General features: G+C 25.0%; 20 protein-coding genes. 16 read left to right on the top strand and 4 right to left on the bottom strand.

Annotated features, from left to right (window positions below; genetic code table 11):
• The first annotated feature begins 16 nt into the window (after positions 1-16).
• The 5 genes from AAQM_RS04610 to AAQM_RS04630 are packed head-to-tail and all read left to right on the top strand — an operon-like array spanning position 17 to position 4,189.
• A complete protein-coding gene (locus AAQM_RS04610) occupies positions 17-553 on the top strand; it encodes a 5-formyltetrahydrofolate cyclo-ligase (protein WP_129094607.1) in 537 nt (178 codons plus the stop codon).
• An 11-nt stretch (positions 554-564) separates the two neighbouring features.
• Positions 565-2,109 carry a ribonuclease Y gene (gene rny / locus AAQM_RS04615; protein WP_129094608.1) on the top strand — a complete coding sequence of 515 codons (1,545 nt, stop codon included), beginning with the start codon at positions 565-567 and terminating at the stop codon, positions 2,107-2,109.
• A 22-nt stretch (positions 2,110-2,131) separates the two neighbouring features.
• Positions 2,132-2,725: a 16S rRNA (guanine(966)-N(2))-methyltransferase RsmD gene (gene rsmD, locus AAQM_RS04620; RefSeq protein WP_129094609.1), complete on the top strand. Its 594-nt coding sequence runs from the start codon at positions 2,132-2,134 to the stop codon at positions 2,723-2,725.
• Positions 2,726-2,731: 6 nt separating this feature from the next.
• Positions 2,732-3,532, top strand: coding sequence for an ABC transporter permease (locus AAQM_RS04625; protein WP_129094610.1), 801 nt, complete (start codon positions 2,732-2,734; stop codon positions 3,530-3,532).
• A 12-nt stretch (positions 3,533-3,544) separates the two neighbouring features.
• Positions 3,545-4,189, top strand: coding sequence for a hypothetical protein (locus AAQM_RS04630; RefSeq protein WP_129094611.1), 645 nt, complete (start codon positions 3,545-3,547; stop codon positions 4,187-4,189).
• On the opposite strand, the gene AAQM_RS04635 is transcribed toward AAQM_RS04630, so the two are convergent.
• Positions 4,186-5,007 carry an SDR family NAD(P)-dependent oxidoreductase gene (locus AAQM_RS04635; protein WP_129094612.1) on the bottom strand — a complete coding sequence of 274 codons (822 nt, stop codon included), beginning with the start codon at positions 5,005-5,007 and terminating at the stop codon, positions 4,186-4,188. The genes AAQM_RS04630 and AAQM_RS04635 overlap by 4 nt on opposite strands.
• 69 nt (positions 5,008-5,076) lie before the next feature.
• On the opposite strand from AAQM_RS04635, the gene AAQM_RS04640 reads away from it, so the two are divergent.
• The 8 genes from AAQM_RS04640 (at position 5,077) to AAQM_RS04675 (ending at position 11,565) form a co-directional block, all read left to right on the top strand.
• Positions 5,077-5,859, top strand: a complete 783-nt coding sequence (locus AAQM_RS04640) for a TIGR02757 family protein (protein ID WP_129094613.1) — start codon at positions 5,077-5,079, stop codon at positions 5,857-5,859.
• A gap of 67 nt (positions 5,860-5,926) precedes the next feature.
• Positions 5,927-6,277 carry a hypothetical protein gene (locus AAQM_RS04645; protein WP_129094614.1) on the top strand — a complete coding sequence of 117 codons (351 nt, stop codon included), beginning with the start codon at positions 5,927-5,929 and terminating at the stop codon, positions 6,275-6,277.
• Positions 6,278-6,348: 71 nt separating this feature from the next.
• Positions 6,349-7,326, top strand: coding sequence for a c-type cytochrome (locus tag AAQM_RS04650; RefSeq protein ID WP_129094615.1), 978 nt, complete (start codon positions 6,349-6,351; stop codon positions 7,324-7,326).
• A 29-nt stretch (positions 7,327-7,355) separates the two neighbouring features.
• Entirely contained in the window at positions 7,356-8,291 is a 936-nt protein-coding gene (locus tag AAQM_RS04655; protein ID WP_129094616.1) for a cache domain-containing protein, read from the top strand.
• Complete coding sequence (locus tag AAQM_RS04660) at positions 8,288-8,947, top strand: response regulator transcription factor (protein WP_129094617.1); 660 nt, start codon at positions 8,288-8,290, stop codon at positions 8,945-8,947. The genes AAQM_RS04655 and AAQM_RS04660 overlap by 4 nt, the downstream gene beginning before the upstream one ends.
• Entirely contained in the window at positions 8,937-10,085 is a 1,149-nt protein-coding gene (locus AAQM_RS04665) for a sensor histidine kinase (protein ID WP_129094618.1), read from the top strand. Before AAQM_RS04660 ends, AAQM_RS04665 begins: the two co-directional genes overlap by 11 nt.
• Positions 10,086-10,153: 68 nt before the next feature.
• On the top strand, positions 10,154-10,711 hold the full coding sequence (locus AAQM_RS04670; RefSeq protein ID WP_129094619.1) for a hypothetical protein: 558 nt from the start codon (positions 10,154-10,156) through the stop codon (positions 10,709-10,711).
• A gap of 5 nt (positions 10,712-10,716) precedes the next feature.
• On the top strand, positions 10,717-11,565 hold the full coding sequence (locus AAQM_RS04675) for a beta/alpha barrel domain-containing protein (RefSeq protein WP_129094620.1): 849 nt from the start codon (positions 10,717-10,719) through the stop codon (positions 11,563-11,565).
• A gap of 14 nt (positions 11,566-11,579) precedes the next feature.
• On the opposite strand, the gene AAQM_RS04680 is transcribed toward AAQM_RS04675, so the two are convergent.
• From AAQM_RS04680 to abc-f, 3 genes are read right to left on the bottom strand one after another with little or no spacing between them, the layout of a single operon-like run.
• A complete protein-coding gene (locus tag AAQM_RS04680; RefSeq protein WP_129094621.1) occupies positions 11,580-12,707 on the bottom strand; it encodes a GGDEF domain-containing protein in 1,128 nt (375 codons plus the stop codon).
• Positions 12,708-12,731: 24 nt separating this feature from the next.
• Positions 12,732-13,175 (bottom strand): GatB/YqeY domain-containing protein, encoded by a 444-nt coding sequence (locus AAQM_RS04685; protein ID WP_129094622.1) that lies wholly within the window; start codon positions 13,173-13,175, stop codon positions 12,732-12,734.
• Between the two features lie 45 nt (positions 13,176-13,220).
• Positions 13,221-15,170 (bottom strand): ribosomal protection-like ABC-F family protein, encoded by a 1,950-nt coding sequence (gene abc-f / locus AAQM_RS04690; RefSeq protein WP_129094623.1) that lies wholly within the window; start codon positions 15,168-15,170, stop codon positions 13,221-13,223.
• A gap of 218 nt (positions 15,171-15,388) precedes the next feature.
• Between abc-f and AAQM_RS04695 the strand changes: the two genes are divergently transcribed.
• The 3 genes from AAQM_RS04695 to AAQM_RS04705 all read left to right on the top strand — a co-directional run bounded on the left by AAQM_RS04695 (position 15,389) and on the right by AAQM_RS04705 (position 19,958).
• Positions 15,389-15,772, top strand: coding sequence for a PAS domain-containing protein (locus AAQM_RS04695; RefSeq protein WP_164967032.1), 384 nt, complete (start codon positions 15,389-15,391; stop codon positions 15,770-15,772).
• Positions 15,773-15,780: 8 nt separating this feature from the next.
• The gene (locus AAQM_RS04700; protein WP_129094625.1) at positions 15,781-18,024 is read left to right on the top strand and encodes a methyl-accepting chemotaxis protein; all 2,244 of its coding nucleotides are present in this window, start codon (positions 15,781-15,783) and stop codon (positions 18,022-18,024) included.
• Between the two features lie 173 nt (positions 18,025-18,197).
• Positions 18,198-19,958 carry a sensor domain-containing diguanylate cyclase gene (locus AAQM_RS04705; protein WP_129094626.1) on the top strand — a complete coding sequence of 587 codons (1,761 nt, stop codon included), beginning with the start codon at positions 18,198-18,200 and terminating at the stop codon, positions 19,956-19,958.
• Positions 19,959-19,969 lie beyond the last annotated feature (11 nt).

A 19,969-nucleotide genomic window follows, 5' to 3' on the forward strand; every position in this document is an offset into this window, starting at 1 on the left:
TAAGTGAGGCTTAAATATGGAAAACAATCACAAAGGTGATTTTAGAAAATCGTGTATAAAGAAATTAGAATTTATAGGTCTTTTTTCAAAGTATTATAAAAATAAAGTTATTGTAAAAAAATTAGAAAAATTTATAAAAGTTAGTGAATCAAAAAATATTTTACTTTATATACCTTTGGGTATAGAAGTTGATATAAAACCTTTGATACTTAATTTAAGAAAGACAAAAAAAAATGTTTATGTACCATTTATGCAAGGGGATAGTTTTAAAATAGTTAAATATAGACTTCCTTTGTATAAAAAAAGATTTGGAATAAAAGAGCCTAATAACTCTTCTTTTAAACCTAGAAAATTAGATTTGGCTATAGTTCCTGTTGTAGGAGTTGATGCTGTTTATAAAAGAATAGGTTATGGAAAAGGTATGTATGACAGATTTTTTGATAGATTAAGTTATAAACCAACAATAATTTTTACTCAATTAGTGCTTTGTAAAAGTGAAAAGGTTCTATCTGATAATTACGATATTCAAGCTGATTATATAATTACAAATTAAGGGTTTTGAATATGGAATATGTGATAGTGAGTGTTATTGTAGGAATTTTAAGTTCTGCAATTAGTATCTTTGTTGTAAAAAAATTAGATAAAGCAAAATTTGAAGTCTTTATTGAACAAGCAAAAGCAAAAGCAAAAGTTATTGAACATGAAGCAGAAGTAGCTTTAAAAGATGCTCAATTAAGAGCTAAGATTGAGTGTGATAGGGAGTTTAAAAACGCAAGAAAAGATTATGAAATTATGCTTTCTAAAATTGAAAAAAAAGAGAGAGAGTTAAACGAACATTTAGAATCAGAATTAAAGATTATAAAATCTGAAAAAGAACAAATAATAGAAAAAAATAGACAAATTACTGCTTTAAAAGAGGGATTAGAATTACAAAAAAAGAGTTATGAAGAGAAAAATTTAGAAGCAATAAAAATACTAGAAAATGCTTCTGGATTGACAGAAGAAGAAGCTAGAGAGTTAATGCTTAAAAAAGTAAAAGAGGATTCAAGAGCTGAAATTTCTTCAATTTTTAGAAAAAAATATAAAATAGCAGAACAAAATACAAAAAATGAAATCAATAATATGCTTTCACATGCAGTTACTAGATATGCAGGTGAATTTGCAGCTGAAAGATTAATAAATAATATACCTTTAAATGATGAAGAGACAAAAGGTAAAATTATTGGTAAAGAAGGACGTAATATAAAAGCTCTTGAGATGCTTTTAGGTGTTGATATTATTATTGATGATACTCCAAATAATATAACTATTTCTTCTTTTAATCTTTATAGACGTGCTGTTGCTACAAAAACTATTCAGCAATTACTTGAAGATGGACGAATTCAACCAGCACGTATTGAAGAAATTTATAAAAAAGTTAAATTTGAGTTTGATAAAAATATTCAAAAAGAAGGTGAAGATGTTGTTTTAGAATTAGGTATAAAATCAATGCATCCTGAACTTATCAAACTTGTTGGAAGATTAAGATATAGAGCAAGTTATGGTCAAAATGCCTTAGCTCATACTTTAGAAGTTTCTCATTTAGCTGGACTTTTAGCAGCTCAAATGGGTGGAGATGCAATATTAGCAAGACGTGCAGGACTTTTACATGATATAGGAAAAGCTTTAACTCATGAAGCACCAGGTTCTCATGTACATTTAGGTGCTGAAATTTGTAAAAGATATGATGAGTGTGACACAGTTATAAATGCAATTTATGCTCATCATGGACATGAAGAGCCAATAAACGTTGAAAGTGCTTCTGTTTGTGCAGCTGATGCTTTAAGTGCAGCACGTCCAGGAGCTAGAAGAGAAGTATTAGAAAGTTTCCTAAAAAGAGTTGAAGAGATAGAAAATATCTGTACAACTAAATTTGGTGTTTTAAATGCTTATGCAATTAATGCAGGAAGAGAAGTAAGAGTTATTGTAAGATCTGAACTTGTAAATGATGATGAGTCAGTATTATTAGCAACTGAAATAGCAAAAGAGATAGAAGAAAAAGTACAATATCCTGGTGAAATTAAAGTAAATGTTATAAGAGAATTAAGAGCAGAAAGTTACGCAAGATAATCCTAAAATAAAGGTAGAATATATGAAAACTGATAGACCAACTACAAAAATAATAGCAGGAACTTATAAAGGTAAGGTTTTAGAACTTCCTTCTCTTGATGTTACAAGAAGTTCTAAATCTATGTTAAAAGAGTCATTATTTAATGTTTTGCAGTTTGATATTATAGATAAGATTTTTATAGAATCATTTGCAGGGAGTGGTTCTATTGGTCTTGAAGCGATAAGTAGAGGCGCTAAAAGAGCTTATTTTATAGAGCTTGATAAAAAATCTTATCAAATCTTATTAAAAAATTGTAAGTTAATAGATATTGAAAAATGTCAAACTATTCAAGGAAATACTTTTGTTCAAACACCTTTGATTCTAGATTTTTTAAGAAACTCAAAAGATGAGATTGTTTTATATGTTGATCCTCCTTTTGATTATAGAGAAGGTATGGAAGATATTTATAAAAAATCTTTTCATATGATTGAAGAAATAACAGCAACTAATATTTTTATGATAGTTGTTGAGCACGTTTCAAGTTTAGAAATACCAGAAGTTTTAGGAAAATTCTCTTTAGATAAAACTAGAAAATTTGGTAAAAGTGCACTTTCATATTATAGTTACACAAAGTAAAAATAGATGTTTAAAGTAGCTTCATATCTTTTATTAACAGTTATTTTAGCAACTTTTTTACTTCCTTATTTTTATACAGTTTCACCCTATGAACTTGATCCAAACAAAATTTTACAAGCTCCGTCATTGGAGCATATATTTGGTACTGATAGATTAGGTCGTGATGTTTTTGCAAGAATTTTGCAAGGTGGACAAAGTTCTCTTATTATAGGTTTTTTAGCTGCTACCATTTCTTCATTTTTAGGTTTAATAATAGGTATTACAGCTGGATATTTTAAAGGAAATGTAGATAGAAGCATTACAATTTTAATTGATTTATTTCTTACATTTCCAACTTTTTTCTTACTTTTAGCTTTGGTTTCATATATTCAAGCATCAGCTATTATTTTGATTATTGTAATATCAATAACTGGTTGGATGGGAATGTCAAGAATGATAAGAAGTGAAAGTTTTGCAATAGGAAATAAGCCTTTTATTAAAATTTTAAAAGTAGCAAATGTTCCAACTTATAAGATAATTCTTAAATATTTTGCTCCTTTATTAGCTCCTATTTTTTTAATCTCTTTTACTTTTGGAGTAGGTGGAGCTATTTTAGCTGAATCTGGACTTTCATTTTTAGGACTTGGTATTAATCCACCTTCTATGTCTTGGGGAAGTTTATTAAGTGATGGAAAAGCTGTTATTGATATAGCTTGGTGGGTTAGTTTTTTCCCTGGTCTTATGATATTTATAATTACATTTTGTTTGATACAAATAAGTGATTATTTACAAAATTTAGCCAATAAAAAAGAGATTATCAAAAACTAATAAGGAGTTTTTATGAAATATCTAAATCTAACTTTTTTAGTTTTTATGATTACTTTTTTTTCTGCTTGTAGTTCTAAACAACCTTTGAATTTAAATGAAATAAACTCTATTTCTTTAAATAAAAATATAGTAGTTGCAGGAATTCCTCAAACATATCAATATCCTATTTCTGTAGGAATTGGAGTTGGAGGAATGGTATCACATCACGTAGGAATTGGAATAAATACTTTTTTTACTCCTGAATTTTCAAATAATGAAGATTTAAGACTTCAAGATACCTACTACAAAAACAATATTTTATTATCAAATATGATTGAAAATGAGTTTAAATTTCAAATGAAAAATGATGAAGTTTTTAAAAACAAATTTACACCATTTGGAAGTGATTACACAATCTATTTATATGTTCCAAAATATAGTTTAGAAAATGCAACTTTTTCTTCAAAAGTTCAGATAAAAATGATTATAGAATTAAAAGTCATTGATAAAAACAATAATATAATTTATCAAGATAAAAAAGACAATATTTTGTTTTCTGATAATTATATTTATAATGAGAGTGAGATTTTTTATTCTAAAGATGCTTTGATAAAAGCATCAAATCTTGCAATTAGACAAATTGTTGCAAGATTGATTTTGGATATGAAAAAGAATTAGATTTTATTTAATAGTTTATCAAGTAAAGAAGTTGTTAAAATTCTTTTGAAAAATCCAAGAAGATGAGTTGCTGTTGTTACGTAATATCTTGGTTTTGGTTTTTTTGTATTCATTATTTTTAAAACAGTGTTTGCCACACTTGAAGCTGGAAGATTAAAAGGTGCTTTATCTTCTGTTGTTTCAAGTCTTGCTTTTAACTCTTTTTTATAAGTTTCTTCCCAAAAACTTCCTTCAACTGTGATATTTTTATTGAATTTTTTTAGGGCATTTTCTCTAAACTTTGAAGTTACAGGTCCAGTGTTTATAGTACTAATATATATTTGACTACCAAGAACTTCCTGTCTTAAAGTGTCATTTATTCCTTCTATTGCATATTTACTTGCATTGTATGCACCTCTAAATTTTAAAGAGATTATTCCTAAAACAGAACTGTGTTGAATAATCTTTCCATATCCTTGAGCTCTAAATATTTTCATAGCTTGAATTGTTACTTCATGAAGTCCAAAAAAGTTTGTGTTAAACTGCTTTTTTAAAACCTTTACACTCAAATCTTCAACAGCTCCTGGTTGTCCAAAACCAGCATTATTAAAAACTGCATCAAGTTTTAAATCATTTTTTAAAATAGTTTCTAAGGCATATTTTATCTCATCTTTATTTCGTACATCTATTTTAAAAGTTTCAAAACCTAAATCTTTTAACATTTCAACATCTTTATCTTTTCTTGCACTTGCATAAACTTTGATACCATTTTTTTTCAATATAAGTGCAGTTTCAAGTCCAATTCCAGAAGAACAACCAGTTATTAGTATATTTTGCATATTTTTAATCCATCTAAATTTTTGAAATGGTATTATAACTTTATAAATATAAAAGCACTTTGGATAAAAATGACAAAAAAAGATAAAGAGATAAAACAACTTTTAGATAATGAAGTAGAAAATAGAAATAAAAATGATGAAATAAACTATGATAAACCTGACCCACTTTTGATTGCAAGAAGATACGATGACGAGTTTATAATACTTTTATGTGCTTTGTTTGCCTATGGAAATGCAAAACTAATAGTGAAATTTTTAGATAGTTTAGATTTTTCATTGTTAGAGAAAAGTGATGAGATAATAGATAAAGAGTTAGATAAATTTTATTATAGATTTCAAAATGCACAAGATATAAAAATGATATTTAAAACTTTTAAACGAATGAAAAATGAAGATAGTTTAAATAATATCTTTGTAAATGCATATAAAAAAGAGAATTCTATTTTAGAAGGAATAGATGCTTTAATTCAAAAAATTCATAACATATCAAACTATAACTCTCAAGGTTTTACTTTTTTAGTTTCAAGCCCTTTTAAAAGAGATAAAGCTGGACTTATAAAAGAAAACGGAAATGCTCCATATAAAAGATGGAATATGTATCTTCGATGGATGGTAAGAGATGATAATCTTGATTTAGGTCTTTGGAAAAATATAGATAAGAAAGACTTGATACTTCCTCTTGATACTCATACTTTCAAAGTTTCTCAAAAATTAGGTTTATTGGATAGAAAAAATTATGATTTAAAATCAGCATTGTTGATAACTGATAAATTAAAAGAGTTTGATAAATTTGATCCTATAAAGTACGATTTTAGTTTGTATAGAATAGGGCAAGAGAAAATAGATATTTAAGTTGTAATTATTTATTTAGATGTAAAAGAAAATAAGATAACATCCATTTCATTAAGAAGGAGATGTTTTGGAAGATTTAGAATATACATATATTTATACAAATAATTTTAAACAAAAAATTCAAAGAAAATTTAAAATAAAATATAAATCAAATCATCTTATTACAAAAATAACATTTGAAGTTGAATCTATTGATTTTGATATAAATTTAAATCAAGAATGGATTAGTTCGCGAAAAAATTATGGCTTAATTAGTATTAATAAAGAGTATTTTGAAAATAATAAAGAAAAAGCTATTTTACTTATAGTTTATGAAATAAATCCAGCTTTTTTTACAAACGATTGTTTGTACAGTCTTGATGATTCAAATTTAAAAAAAATAAATAAAATAAAAGAAGAATATAACTCTTTTGAATAACTCTTTTGTTACTTTCAAGTTATATATAAATGATATAGTTTCTTCATATAAATAGTAGGAGGAAATTATTTATGAAAAAGTTTATTAAAATAGTAACTTTATCAGCATTGTGTACGAGTGCTTTATTTGGATTTGACCCAAAGGTTTTAAGTGAACGTTCGAACACTGGATATAAGTATGAAGGAAAGTTGGAATATAAGATTCCAGATGTTAATACAATTCCAGATAATCAATTTGGAGAGTTGGTAAAATATGGAAAAGAGCTTATAGTTCATACTTCAAAATATATAGGACCTGAAGTTGAAGACCCAAAGATGAGATTTGCAGGAAATAATCTTCAATGTCAAACTTGTCATTTAGATGCTGGAACAAAAGCTTATTCGGCACCATTTATAGGAACAACAGCTGCATTTCCACAATATAGACCAAGAGAAGATACTATAGGGACATTAGCAGAAAGAATAAATGGTTGTATGCAAAGAAGTATGAATGGTTATCCTTTACCTCAAGATAGTAAAGAGATGAAAGCTATGGAAGCATATATGTTTTGGTTAAGTCAAGGTATTCCAGTTGGTGGAGCTACTGCTTTAGAAGGAAGAGGACTTGCTAAAATTGATAGAAAAATGATAAAAAAACAAGCAGCAAATCCAGAAAAAGGAAAAGTAGTATATGAACAACAATGTGCTTCTTGTCATGGAATAAATGGTGAAGGTATAAAAAATGAAGGAAGAGCAAATGGATATATTTATCCACCATTATGGGGAGAAGATTCTTATAATAAAGGTGCTGGAATGTATAGGGTTTTAAAAGCAGCTGATTTTATAAAATCAAATATGCCTTTAGGAGCTACTAAAGAAAATCCAATCCTAACAGATGAAGAGGCTTATAATGTTGCTGCTTATATGAATATGGATTCTCATTATAGACCTGAAAAAATAAATAGAAAAAATGACTTCCCTGATGAGGTTGTAAAAGCACCTGATGTTTACAGAGAAGGAATAGAAACAAAAGAGCATCAAGTTGGACCATTTGGAAAAATTATTAAATAGTAAAAAGAGAATATCTAAAGGATATTCTCTTGAATAAAACATATAAAAAATTCATATTACTTTTTGTTATAGTTATAATCATACTTCTTTATTTTTTATTTAAATACAATAAAATCATACATCAAAATCAAATAGATATTTTAGTTTCAAACAAAGTTGAAATAGTACAAAATGAATTAACAAATCAAAAAAATCAAGCCTTATCATTGGCAATATTATTTTCAAAAAATCAAAATATTATAAATAATTTAGAACAAAATAATCCAAAAGAGTTGAAAAAAGAGCTTTTGGTATTACTTGATAATATAAAAAAATATACAAATCAAACAAATATTCAAGTTCAAATTCATACAAAAGATTTAAAAGTTTTTGTAAGGAGTTGGGAAGATAAAGATATAGGATTAAATTTAGAAAATTTTAGAAAAGGTTTAGTAAAAGTAAAAAATACACAAGAGCCTTTTGTTTCAAATGAATTGGGTAAAAGATTTAATATCAAAGCAATTTCTCCAGTTTTTAATAAAAACGAGGAATATATAGGAACTATTGAAGTTATTATGGATTATAGTGATTTGAAAAATAGGCTCAAATATTTAGGTATAGAAATAATTCCACTTTTAGAAAAAAAATATTTAAAGATTGCACAAAATTATAAGGACAATCCTCTTTTAGATGATTATATAGTTATTCAAGAAGAGTATGATAAAAAGTTTTATGATTTTCTTTTAGAAAATAAAAGCTATTTAACAACTAATAAATTTTACTATGAAAATAAAAATCGAATAATTACACAAATTCCTCTTGGAAGTTTTGATGAAGAGAGTATAGCTATAATGATGATTTGTTTTGATAAAAATGAACAAAACTTTAAATATTTACCGAAGTATGAATATTTAGGTGAAATAAATACAAAATCAAATCTTAAAAATAATGAAGAAAAAGAGAAAAGAGAGATTATAATAAAGTGATAAAAATTTTACTTTTAGAAGATGATTATTTATATAAAGTTTCTATAAAAGAGTTTTTAGAAGAACTTGATTTTGTAGTTGATGCTTTTGAAAATGGCGATGAGGCTTTAGATGCTGTTTTTGATAATTCTTATGATTTATTACTTTTAGATATACGAGTTCCTGGAATGGATGGGTTTTCTTTAGTTGAATATGTAAGAAAAAATAAATTAGATGTTCCTATTATTATCTTGACATCTTTAACTGATATAAGTGATTTAAGTCGTGGTTATGAACTTGGATGTAATGATTATATTAGAAAACCTTTTGATATGATAGAGTTAAAATTTAGAATTGAGCAACTTATCAAAAACTCATTTAAAACAAATGAAGATTTGATTTTATTATCAAATGATTTTAAATTTGATGTAAAAAAATCTACTTTATATTTAAAAGATAAATTGGTAGATTTAACTCAAAAAGAGAGTGAGTTGGTATCTTTATTAGTTTTAAATAGAGGTTTTTTTGTTTCTATTGAAACTTTGCATGATAAAATTTGGGAAAATAAAGAGATATCATATTCAGATATTAGAATGTGTATAAAAAGAATCAGGGAAAAAACAGCAAAAGAGTTTATAAAAACAAAAAGATTTGTAGGATACAAAATTGATAAATAATCAATATGAGATAAAATATATAATAATTCAAGTTTTTTTAACACTTTTTATTGCTTTTATTCCTATATATTTTTATTTAGATGCTTCTTATGAAAATAAACAGATAAAAGATAAAATGGATTTGAAAAATTATGCAAGTTTATTGATTTCTAAAATAGATAGTTTTGAAAAAGAGAATAGTGAAATCTTTTATTATCCAAGATCAAATATATTTACTTCAGCAATTTTTGATAAAAATAATAAAGAAATTTTTTCTTTATTAGAAAAAATAGATAATCAACAAACTTTTTTTTTCGAGGATTTTAAAAAAATAACAAATAAATTATGTTATAAAGAGTATCTAAACTCAAATATTTTTGAAGCAAAGAGTTTGATAGTATGTAAAGAAGATGATAATTCTGAAGTTATTTATAATGCAATAATCTTACTATTAATCGTAAGTTTTTTTATATTTTTATCTTCATTTTTTATAATAAAACAGAGTATTGAACCTTATAGAAGATTGAATCAATATTTAGATGAGTTTTTAAAAGATGCAATGCATGAGTTAAAAACTCCAATTGGAGTAGCAAGAATAAACGTAGATATGTTACAACTAAGACTTAAAAATGATAAAAATATTCTAAGAATAAAATCAGCACTAAAAAATATGACAGTTATTTATGAAGACTTAGAGTATTATATGCAACAAAATGCTGTAAAAGATGAAAAAAGAGATATAGATTTTTCATCTTTTTTAGAAAAAAGAGTTGATTTTTTCAATGATTTAGCTATTGCAAAACAGATAAATTTTCACAGATTCATAGAGCAAAATATAACTATAAATTTTAATGAAATAGAACTTTACAGAATTATTGATAACAATCTATCAAATGCAATAAAATACTCAAAAGATAGTTCTAATATAACAGTTACTCTTACAAAAGAATCAAATCATATAAAACTAATTTTCAAAGATGAAGGTGTTGGAATAAAAGATATCTCAACTATTTTTCAAAGATATTACAGAGGAGATAAAATAACAGGTGGTTTTGGAATAGGTCTTAGTATTGTAAAAAATATTTGTACTAAAAATAGTATAAATATAGAAGTTAAATCAAAAATAAACGAAGGAACAACTTTTATTTATATATTTTAAGCTTTTATCTTTTCATTATATATTTAAGTATATAATGCTTTTAAATTGTTTATATATAAGGACGGGTAATGACTCGAGAAAAAATAATGACTCAACTTTTTGAGTTTTCATCTCCAACATATTATAAATGGACTAAACAAGATAAAAGAAAAATTTTTGATTTATTAAATTATGCTTTTACAAATAATGAATTAGAAGAGTTTATAAAGACTGGTAAAATTGATAAGATTGAAGAGTTAGGAAATAAAACTTATCTATTTGATTCATCTATGAAATTTTATAAAACAGCAAAACATATTTCAAATTTTAAAGTTGCAAAAAATTTACTTTTACTATTGGAAAATAACTATAAACAAAATAACAATAGTGTCATCATAGAAAAGATTGCAGAGTCTATTTATAAATCTGATAAAGAATTATTTGAATATTTTGAAAATGATAAAAATATTGAAGTAGTAACTTCTATGAAATTAGCACTATTAAATTTAATACAAAAACAAGATATTTTTGTTTTAGAGTATATCAGTAAAAATCGAAAAGAGATAGAAAAAAATTCTCTAAAAAAAAGTGCAAAATATTTAAATAAAATAGATTTTTTTTACTCAAATAATTTTCATAGGATTTAATAAATATGTTTGATTTTACAGATAATGAACTTTTAGAGTTACTAAAAGAAGATGTCCCTTTTTTAGATTTAACTACTTATTTACAAGATATAAATAATAAAAAGGCAAGATTAGAGATATATACAAGAGAAGATATAGTAGTTTCTTGTAGTGAAGAATCAGCTAGAATAGCAAAACTTATGAATTGTGAAGTTGATTTTTTTGTTCCTTCTAAACAAAAGATAAAAAAAGGTGAACTTATTTTATCTTTTATTGGAGATTATAATCTTATTCATAAAATTTGGAGAACAACACAATTAATACTTGAATATAGTTGTAAAATAGCAACATATACACAAAATATGAAAGAAGAAATTTTAAAGGTTAATAATCATTGTGAATTATTAACAACAAGAAAAACTTATCCTTTTGCAAAAAAATTTTGTATAAAATCTATTCTTGTAGGAGGGGCTTTCCCTCATAGATTAAATCTTAGTGAAACTGTATTATTATTTCCACATCATAGAAAAGTATATGCTACAAGTGAAGAATTTTATTATCAAATAAAAGAAATAAAACAAAAAGCTTTGGAAAAAAAGATAATTATTGAATCAAGTGATTTTAATGATGCAATAAATCTTATGAAATATGGAGCGGATGTTTTACAACTTGATAAAATGGATGTTAAAATCATAGATGAAATAGTGAAATACAAAAATAATAACTTCCCTTGGATAAAATTACTTGTATCTGGAAATATAAATCTTTTAAATATTAAAAATTTTGCTTCTACTCAAATAGATGGGGTAGTTTCAAGTTCTATGTATTTATGTGGAATGTCAGATTTAGGGACAGGATTAACTATTTTAGAATAAGGGATTAGATTAAACTAAATCTCCATCCCATTTTCTAAAATTATTTTATTTCTACCGTTTTCTTTCGCTTTATAAAGTAACATATCAGCTTTTTGAACTGTATTTTCATAAGTATCATAACTACTTCTAATAGCAACGCCAGCAGAAAAAGTTACTTTTATTTTTTTGTCTTTATATAAAAAACTATTTTCAACAACAATGCTTTTTATTCTTTTTAAAAACTGTAAAAGTTCCCTATTAAGGTTAAAATGAATAATAGCTATAAACTCTTCTCCACCATATCTTCCTACAATATCAAGATCTCTTATACTTTTATTTAATATTTTTCCAAATGTAGATAAAACAACATCTCCACACTCATGTCCATAAGTGTCATTTAACTTTTTAAAGTGGTCTAAATCAAAGAAAACAACAGCGTATTGAGTATTAAGTCTTTTATATGAACTTTCGATTTTTTTTACTTCATCTCCAAAGGCTTTTCTTGTTAATAGTCCTGTTAAATGGTCTTTCATATTTTCGATTTTTGTTTTATTTAATTCTTCTTCTAAAGTTTTAACTTTTTCTTCAAGTTCTTGAACTTTTGTTTTTCCTGTTTCTAATTTATCAGTTACACTACTCATCTCTTTTTCTATCAAAGAAGCAGCATTTATAAGTTCATTTTGTAATTTTGAAAGAGCTTCTAAGCCATTTTCATTTATATTTATAGCTTCTATTTTTTCTCTGATATTTAAAACATTTTTTGTTCCAGAACCATTGCTAGAAATAGCTTCATTTAAATACTCTTCCATTAAAACTACAAGTTTTGAAATATCTGAAGTTTTTTCAATTACTACTTGCTTATCTCTTTCAAATCTTTTTGTAATGAATTCTTTTATTTTTTCTTGAATATTTTTATCAAATAAAAGGTTTGCATCTTCTTCAATCTTTGTGAATAGTTTGTCTATTTCATCATTTGTCTCTTCACAAATAGATGGAAGTAAAGATTGTTTAATTATAGAAGCTAGAATATGAACATTCTTAGGATGAACTCTTTTTAATAAAAGCGGTATAAGTTTTTCAGGAGTATTAATATTTTGAGATACAACTTTTAAATTTTCTTCATCATTTAACTGGCTTAAAAACCCTTTGAATATTTCATTCATGTTATTTTCCTAGATTTTTTATTTTTAAGATAAAAGTTTTTTTACCATCTCATTTATTCTTTTACCATCTGCAACACCTGCAAATTTCTTAGTGGCCATTCCCATAACTTTACCCATATCTTTAATAGTAGTTGCACCTGTTTGAGTAATGATTTCTTTCATTCCAGATTCTAATTCTTCATCTGTTAATTGTTTTGGAAGATATAACATAAATACATCAACTTGTTCTTGTTCTTTTTGAACTAAATCATCTCTTGCAGCAGCTTTATATTGAGAGATTGCTTCTTCTCTTTGTTTAATTCCTCTTTGAATTAATTTGATAACTTCATCATCATCAAGCTCTCTTCTTTCATCAACTTCTATTTGTTTAATCATTGTATTAATAGCTCTAATTGAGTCTCTTTTTACAACTTCTTTGTCTCTCATAGCTGTTTTTAAATCTTCTTTTAATTGCTCTTTTAAACTCATCGAAAGTCCTTGTTTATAGTTATTAATTTTGTTAATTATATCTTTTTAAGAATTAAAGCTTTCCACTAACTCTTCTAATTCTAAAAATCTTTCTACTTTTTGTTCATAAATTTTTTTTGTCGCTTCAAGTTCTTGTGACATGGCAATTATTCCTTTTTGTTCATAACATTTTGGATTCATTAAACATGCATTTATTTCATCAAGTTTTAACTCTAACTCTTCAAGTTCTTTTGGTAACATATCATATTCTCTTTGGTCTTTATATGATAGTTTAGTCTGTTTTTTAACAGTTGGTGCTATTTTTGTAGTAGTTGGTTCTTTAGTAATTTCAGTTTCAAAAGATTCAAGTTCTCTTAACTCTTTTTCAATTTCTAAATATTCACTATATGGTTGGAAACTTTCCATAATATGACCATTTCCTTGAAATACAAAAAGTTTTTTTGCAATTTTATCTACAAAATATCTATCGTGTGATACAAAAATCAAAGCACCTTGGAAGTTTTGTAAATACTCTTCTAAAATATTAATTGTTGGAATATCTAAGTCATTTGTTGGCTCATCCAAAATTAAACAATCAACTTTTTTTGTAAAAAGTAGTGCAAGAGCAACTCTATTTTTTTCTCCTCCACTTAAAACACCAACTTTTTTATCAAGATATTCTCTTGGAAATAAAAAATTTTTTAAGTATCCAAAAACATGCATATTTCTTCCATCTTGAAGGACAACCCTATCTCCTCCATTTGGACAAAAAGTTTCTAGCAAGTTTTTATTGTCATCTAAAGATTCTCTTTGTTGGTCAAAATATCCTATTTCAAAATCACCTTTTTTAAATGTTCCACTATCAATTTTCATTTTTTCCATAAAAATTTTAAGCAGTGTTGATTTCCCACTTCCATTTGGACCTACAATTGCAATAGTATCTTTTTGTAAAATTCTTGCTGTAAAATCTTGAATTAATTTTTTATCTCCTAACGTTTTACAAACATCATCAAGTTCATAAAGCATTTTTCTTTTATTTTGTTGTTTTTCCTCTGTATTAAAAGATTTTTGTTCCCTTTGAAGTTCTAAAGACATTTTTCTAATCATTGCAGGGTTTGATTTAGCTTTTTGTTTTAGTTCAAAGTATTCCGATTTTCTTCTTTCATTTCTTTTTCTTCTTGCTGTTACTCCATGTTGCATCCAATGAGCTTCTCTTTTTACAAGACGTATAAGATTATCATGCTCTTTTTGCATATTTTCTAAAAGTTGCTCTTTTTGTTCTAAATATGAAGAGTATCCACCGTTGAATTTTCTTAAAACTCCTCCATCAATTTCTACAACACTAGTTGCAATATTATCAATAAAATATCTATCGTGAGAGATAAAAAGTAGGGTGAAGTTGTTTTTCAAAAGTAATTGTTCTAAAAACTCAACCATATAAACATCAAGATGATTTGTAGGCTCATCAAGTAATAAAACATCAGGCTTTTTAAGAAGTAATCCAGCAAGACTAACTCTTCTTTGTTCTCCTCCACTTAAAAGATTTACATCTTTGAATTCATACTGTTTTAGTTGAAATTCAACTAAAACACGTTCTATCATATTGTCCAAATCCCAAGCATTATGAAACTCCAAAAAAGATACCAATTCACTTTGTTTTCTTAATAATTCTTCATTTTCATATTCAGTCATTAGTTGATTTGTGATTTTTTCATATTCCACTTTTGCAGTTTTTAATTCAGCTAATTGATTTTCAATAGCTTCTCTTACACTAAGATTTGCTTTAAATTTTGGTTGTTGATCAAGCATCTCTATTTTTACAGATTTATCAATAGCCATTTCACCACTATCAGGTTCTGTTTGCTTCATAATTATTTTAAAAAGTGTAGATTTTCCTTGACCATTTTGTCCAATTACGGCAATTCTTTGTCCGTGATTTAAAGTAAAATTTGCATCTTTTAAAATAACTTTTGTGTCATATTGTTTTGATATGTTTTGTAAGTCTATTAGTGCCATTTATATTTTATAGTTCCCTTGAAATATTATTTTGTAGATAATTTGTATTATACTTAAAGTCTATACAATAATAAATTATTTTTAATTGCTTAAAATAAATTAATATTGTATCTAAAAGATGGTTAACTTTTAAATTTTTATATCCATTATTGACTTTAATTAATAATTATAATAGACTATTTAGGTATTGTTAAAAAATTATTTTAGGAAAGTTGAGTTTGGAAAAAGAGATTAAATTGAGTATAGAATCCTTTTTATTATCAGAAACTGATGAAAAAGGAATTATCAGATATGCAAATGATGAATTTTGTGAAATTTCAGGTTTTAAATTAGATGAATTAATAGGTAAACCACATAATATTATACGGCATAAGGATATGCCAAAAGCTGCATTTGAAGATTTATGGAAAACGGTAAAAAGTGGTAAATCTTGGAAAGGTTTTGTAAAAAATGCTACAAAATCAGGAGATTATTATTGGGTTTTTGCAACAGTATTCCCTTTTATTTCGTGTGATGGTTCAAAAGGATACATATCTTGTAGAAGAGTCGCTTCAAAAGATGAAATAGAAAAATATGAAAATATTTATAAAAATATGAACTAGGAAAAATTATGGGAATAATTAAATTTTTGAAAACAATGTCTATTAAAAATAAAATAAAATTAATAAGTATTTTCCCCTTGGTATTTATAATTATTTTATCTTTTTTTATAAATTTAGATACTTATAAAAATGTAGTACAATTAAAAAATATGAAAGAGTTAATAAAATTAAATGTAAAAATTTCTGCATTACTTCATGAAACTCAAAAAGAAAGAGGAATGAGTGCTGGTTATTTGGGAAGTAAAGGTACTAAATTTGAGGATAATTTAGTAGCTCAAAAAGAACTTACAAATAAAAATTTAATAGAGTTTAAAACTATGATTCAAACTGTTGATTCTAAGATATATCCACAAAATGCAGATGTTTTAGTATTAAATATTTTAAAAGAGTTATCTAGTTTAGAAAAAATAAGAGAAGATGTAAAGAATTTAAAAATAGATACTAAAAATGCTCTATTTTATTATACAAATTTAAATTCAATGCTTTTGGACTTTATTGCATTTACAACAACAAAAGTAGAAAAAGAAAAAAATACAAGAACATTGATTTCATATTATAACTTTTTGATGGCAAAAGAGAGAGCAGGAATAGAAAGAGCTATTGGTTCAAACACTTTTGCTGCGAAAAGTTTTGCACCTGGAATGTATGAAAAATATATTGGACTAGTATATGAACAACAAATGTTTATAAATGGATTCTTGAAGTATTCAACACAGGAAAATAAAAATTTCTTTGAAGAAAAAATTACTAATCCTGTTATAGATGAATTAAAAAATATGAGTAAAATACTTTTATCTTATGGAGATAATAAAAATATAGAGTTAAATGTAGATTCTATTTTATGGTTTGATAAAATGACTCAAAAAATTAATATTTTAAAAGAAATTGATGATTATCTTTCACAAAGTTTAATTCAAGAAATAAAAAAAGATTTATCAATTCAAACTAATTTTATGTATTTTTTAATAATTGTCAGTTTAATAATTATTAGTTTAATAATTTATTTTGTAATCTTTTTTAATTCTAATATAGCTTATGGTATTAATAAAATATATAAAGGTATTGAACAATTTATGAGATACCTAAATAGAGAGATAAATGAACTTGAATATATAGATTTAAATACAAGAGGTGAGTTGGGGAAACTGGCTAAGATGGTAAATTCTAATATTGATATGATAAATGGAGATTTAGAAAAAGATTTACTTTGTGTAGGTGAAGCAACTATTACTTTAGACAAATTTCAAAAGGGATATTATTCTTGTCGAGTAAACTCTAAAGCAGCTAATCCTCAAGTTCGAACTTTGGCAAAAACAATAAATAAAATGCTTGATACTCAGCAAAAGATAAATTCTGATATATTAAAAGTTTTAGCTGAATATTCAAATTACAACTATTTAAATAATATAAATAATAGCGGTATTTACGGGGAATTAAAACAGTTAGTAGATGGAATAAATAATCTTGGCAATGCAATTACATCAATGTTAGTAGAAAATAAACAAAATGCATTAATACTTCAAAAAGGTTCAAATCAATTAACAAAAAACGTAAATGAATTAAATAAAGCTTCAAATGATGCAGCAGCAAGATTAGAGGAAACAGCAGCAGCTGTTGAAGAGATAACAAATAATATAATAAATAGTACACAAAATGTTGTAAAAATGTCTAAAAATGCAAATGAATTGAATAGTTCAGTTGTAAATGGAGAGAAGTTAGCTGAACAAACAGTTAATTCTATGGAAGAGATAAATATTCAAGTAAATGCTATAACTGAATCAATTTCAATAATTGACCAAATAGCCTTTCAAACAAATATTCTAAGCTTAAATGCAGCCGTTGAAGCTGCAACTGCTGGAGAAGCTGGAAAGGGATTTGCAGTTGTTGCACAAGAGGTTCGAAATTTAGCGAATAGAAGTGCAGAAGCAGCACACGAAATAAAAACTTTAGTTTCAAATGCAACATTAAAAGCAAATGATGGTAAAAACATAGCTGCTTCTATGATAGAAGGTTATCACAATATAAGCCAGAATATAAATAATACTATTAACTTAATAAATGATGTATCAAATGGTGCGAATAAACAAAAAGTTGCAATGGAACAAATAAGTGATGCTATTAATAGTTTAGATAAACAAACTCAAGTAAATGCAAATATAGCAAACCAAACAAATGATATTGCATCTCAAACATCAGTATTAGCAAATAATATTGTAACTGCTGTTAATACAAAAAACTTTAGAGAAAAATAAAAAGAAGAAATAATTTTCTTCTTTTTAAAAATAGTATAAATTACATCTTTTATGATATAGCTTCTGAATAAAATAAATTAGTTTCTAAATTTTTAATCTAATTAGAAAATTGATAATTAATATTATTTTTTATATAATAAGTAATTAAATAACTAAGTTGAGAATAAAAATTGATGAAAAAAGATAGATTTTTAAAATTAAAAAAAAGAGGAATACCGTTTAAAACAACTGTTTTATCGATGTTTTTTTTGGTAACATTAACCTTGATTTTGGTTTTAGGATTACAATTACTTTATTTTGCAAAAAAATTATCTTTAGAAAGTGTAGATTTAAAATTAAATAGTTTAGCTTTTGATATACAAAATAAAATTGATAGCAATAATAAAATTAATCATAATATAGTTGAGACATTAAATATTCTTGATGAAAAAGATGAAAAAAAGATTTTTAATATTTATATTAATATTTTAAAAAATAACAACTCTTTATATGCTGTATTTACTGGATATAAAGATGGAAGTTTTTATGAAATAATAAATTTAAATAGTCATAATTCATTACATGAAGTCTATGGGGCAAAACCTACGGATAGTTGGTTATTGATAAAAATATCAAATTCAAATCTTTCTAAAAGAGAGGTGTTTTTATTTGATGATAATCTAGAAATGACAAGTTCTAAAATTACTGAAAATGATTATAATCCAACATTAAGACCTTGGTATAAATCAGCTATTCTTTCAAATGAAATTATAAAAACTATGCCTTATGCTTTTTCTCACATCAATTCAAATGGTATTACTTATGCAAAACAAATAGATAAAAGTGGAAATGTAGTTGCTATTGATGTATTAATTGATGATTTTAAAAGTATATATAAAGAACATATTAAAAACGATTATATCGATATTTATATTTTCAATAATAATGGAGAAATAATTTCTTCTTTAAAAGAAGAAAATCAGTTTTTTAGGAGTTTTTTTGAATATAAAAAGAAAAATTTAGAAGAATTAGTAAGACCTACTATAATAACTTTTTTGAATAAAAAATATATCGTACAAGTTATTCCTATTAAAAATGGTGATAACTCGGAATATATATCTATATTTGCAGATTATGATAGCATTTTAGCACCTTATGAATTACAAGTATTTAATTTATTAATAATATTTACTTTAACAGCTTTGATTATGGTTCCAATTATTATATATTTTTCAGGAATAATTATAAAACCTATCTATGAATTAGTAAAAGAAAGTCTTAAAATAAAAAGAAGAAGATATGAATCAATTAAAAAAGTAGAAAGTTCAATTTTAGAAGTATCATATTTATCTTCAGCTTTTGAAGATATGTCTGAATCTATATACAAATATCAAAATTCATTAGAAGAACAAGTAAAAGAAAGAACTAAAGAGTTGATTGACAAAAATCAAGAATTATTGAAACTTTCAATTACTGATAAATTAACAGAGATTTATAATAGAGCAAAATTAGATAAAACATTACAAGAAGAATTTAATAGAAGCAAAAGATATAAAACAGAATTTTCAGTAATTCTGATAGATATTGATTTTTTTAAAAAAGTTAATGATACTTTTGGACATCAAATAGGTGATGATGTTTTAAAAGAGAGTGCACAAGTCCTTAAAAATTCTATACGATTAACAGATGTATTAGGAAGATGGGGAGGTGAAGAATTTTTGATAATTTCTCCTCAAACAAATTTGGAAGGGGCTGTTAAAATTGCGGAACATATAAATAATGCAATTAAACTTTATAAATTTAAAACTTATCCAAATAAAGTAACAATGAGTATTGGTGTTGCCTCTTATTTTGAAGATATGTCTAAAATTGAAGAAATAGTTTTAAATGCAGACAAATCTTTGTATAAAGCAAAAGAAAATGGAAGAGATAGAGTAGTTTATCATGAAATTTAATAATAAGAGTA

This window comes from Arcobacter aquimarinus, assembly GCF_013177635.1.
Taxonomy (GTDB): Bacteria; Campylobacterota; Campylobacteria; order Campylobacterales; family Arcobacteraceae; genus Aliarcobacter; species Aliarcobacter aquimarinus.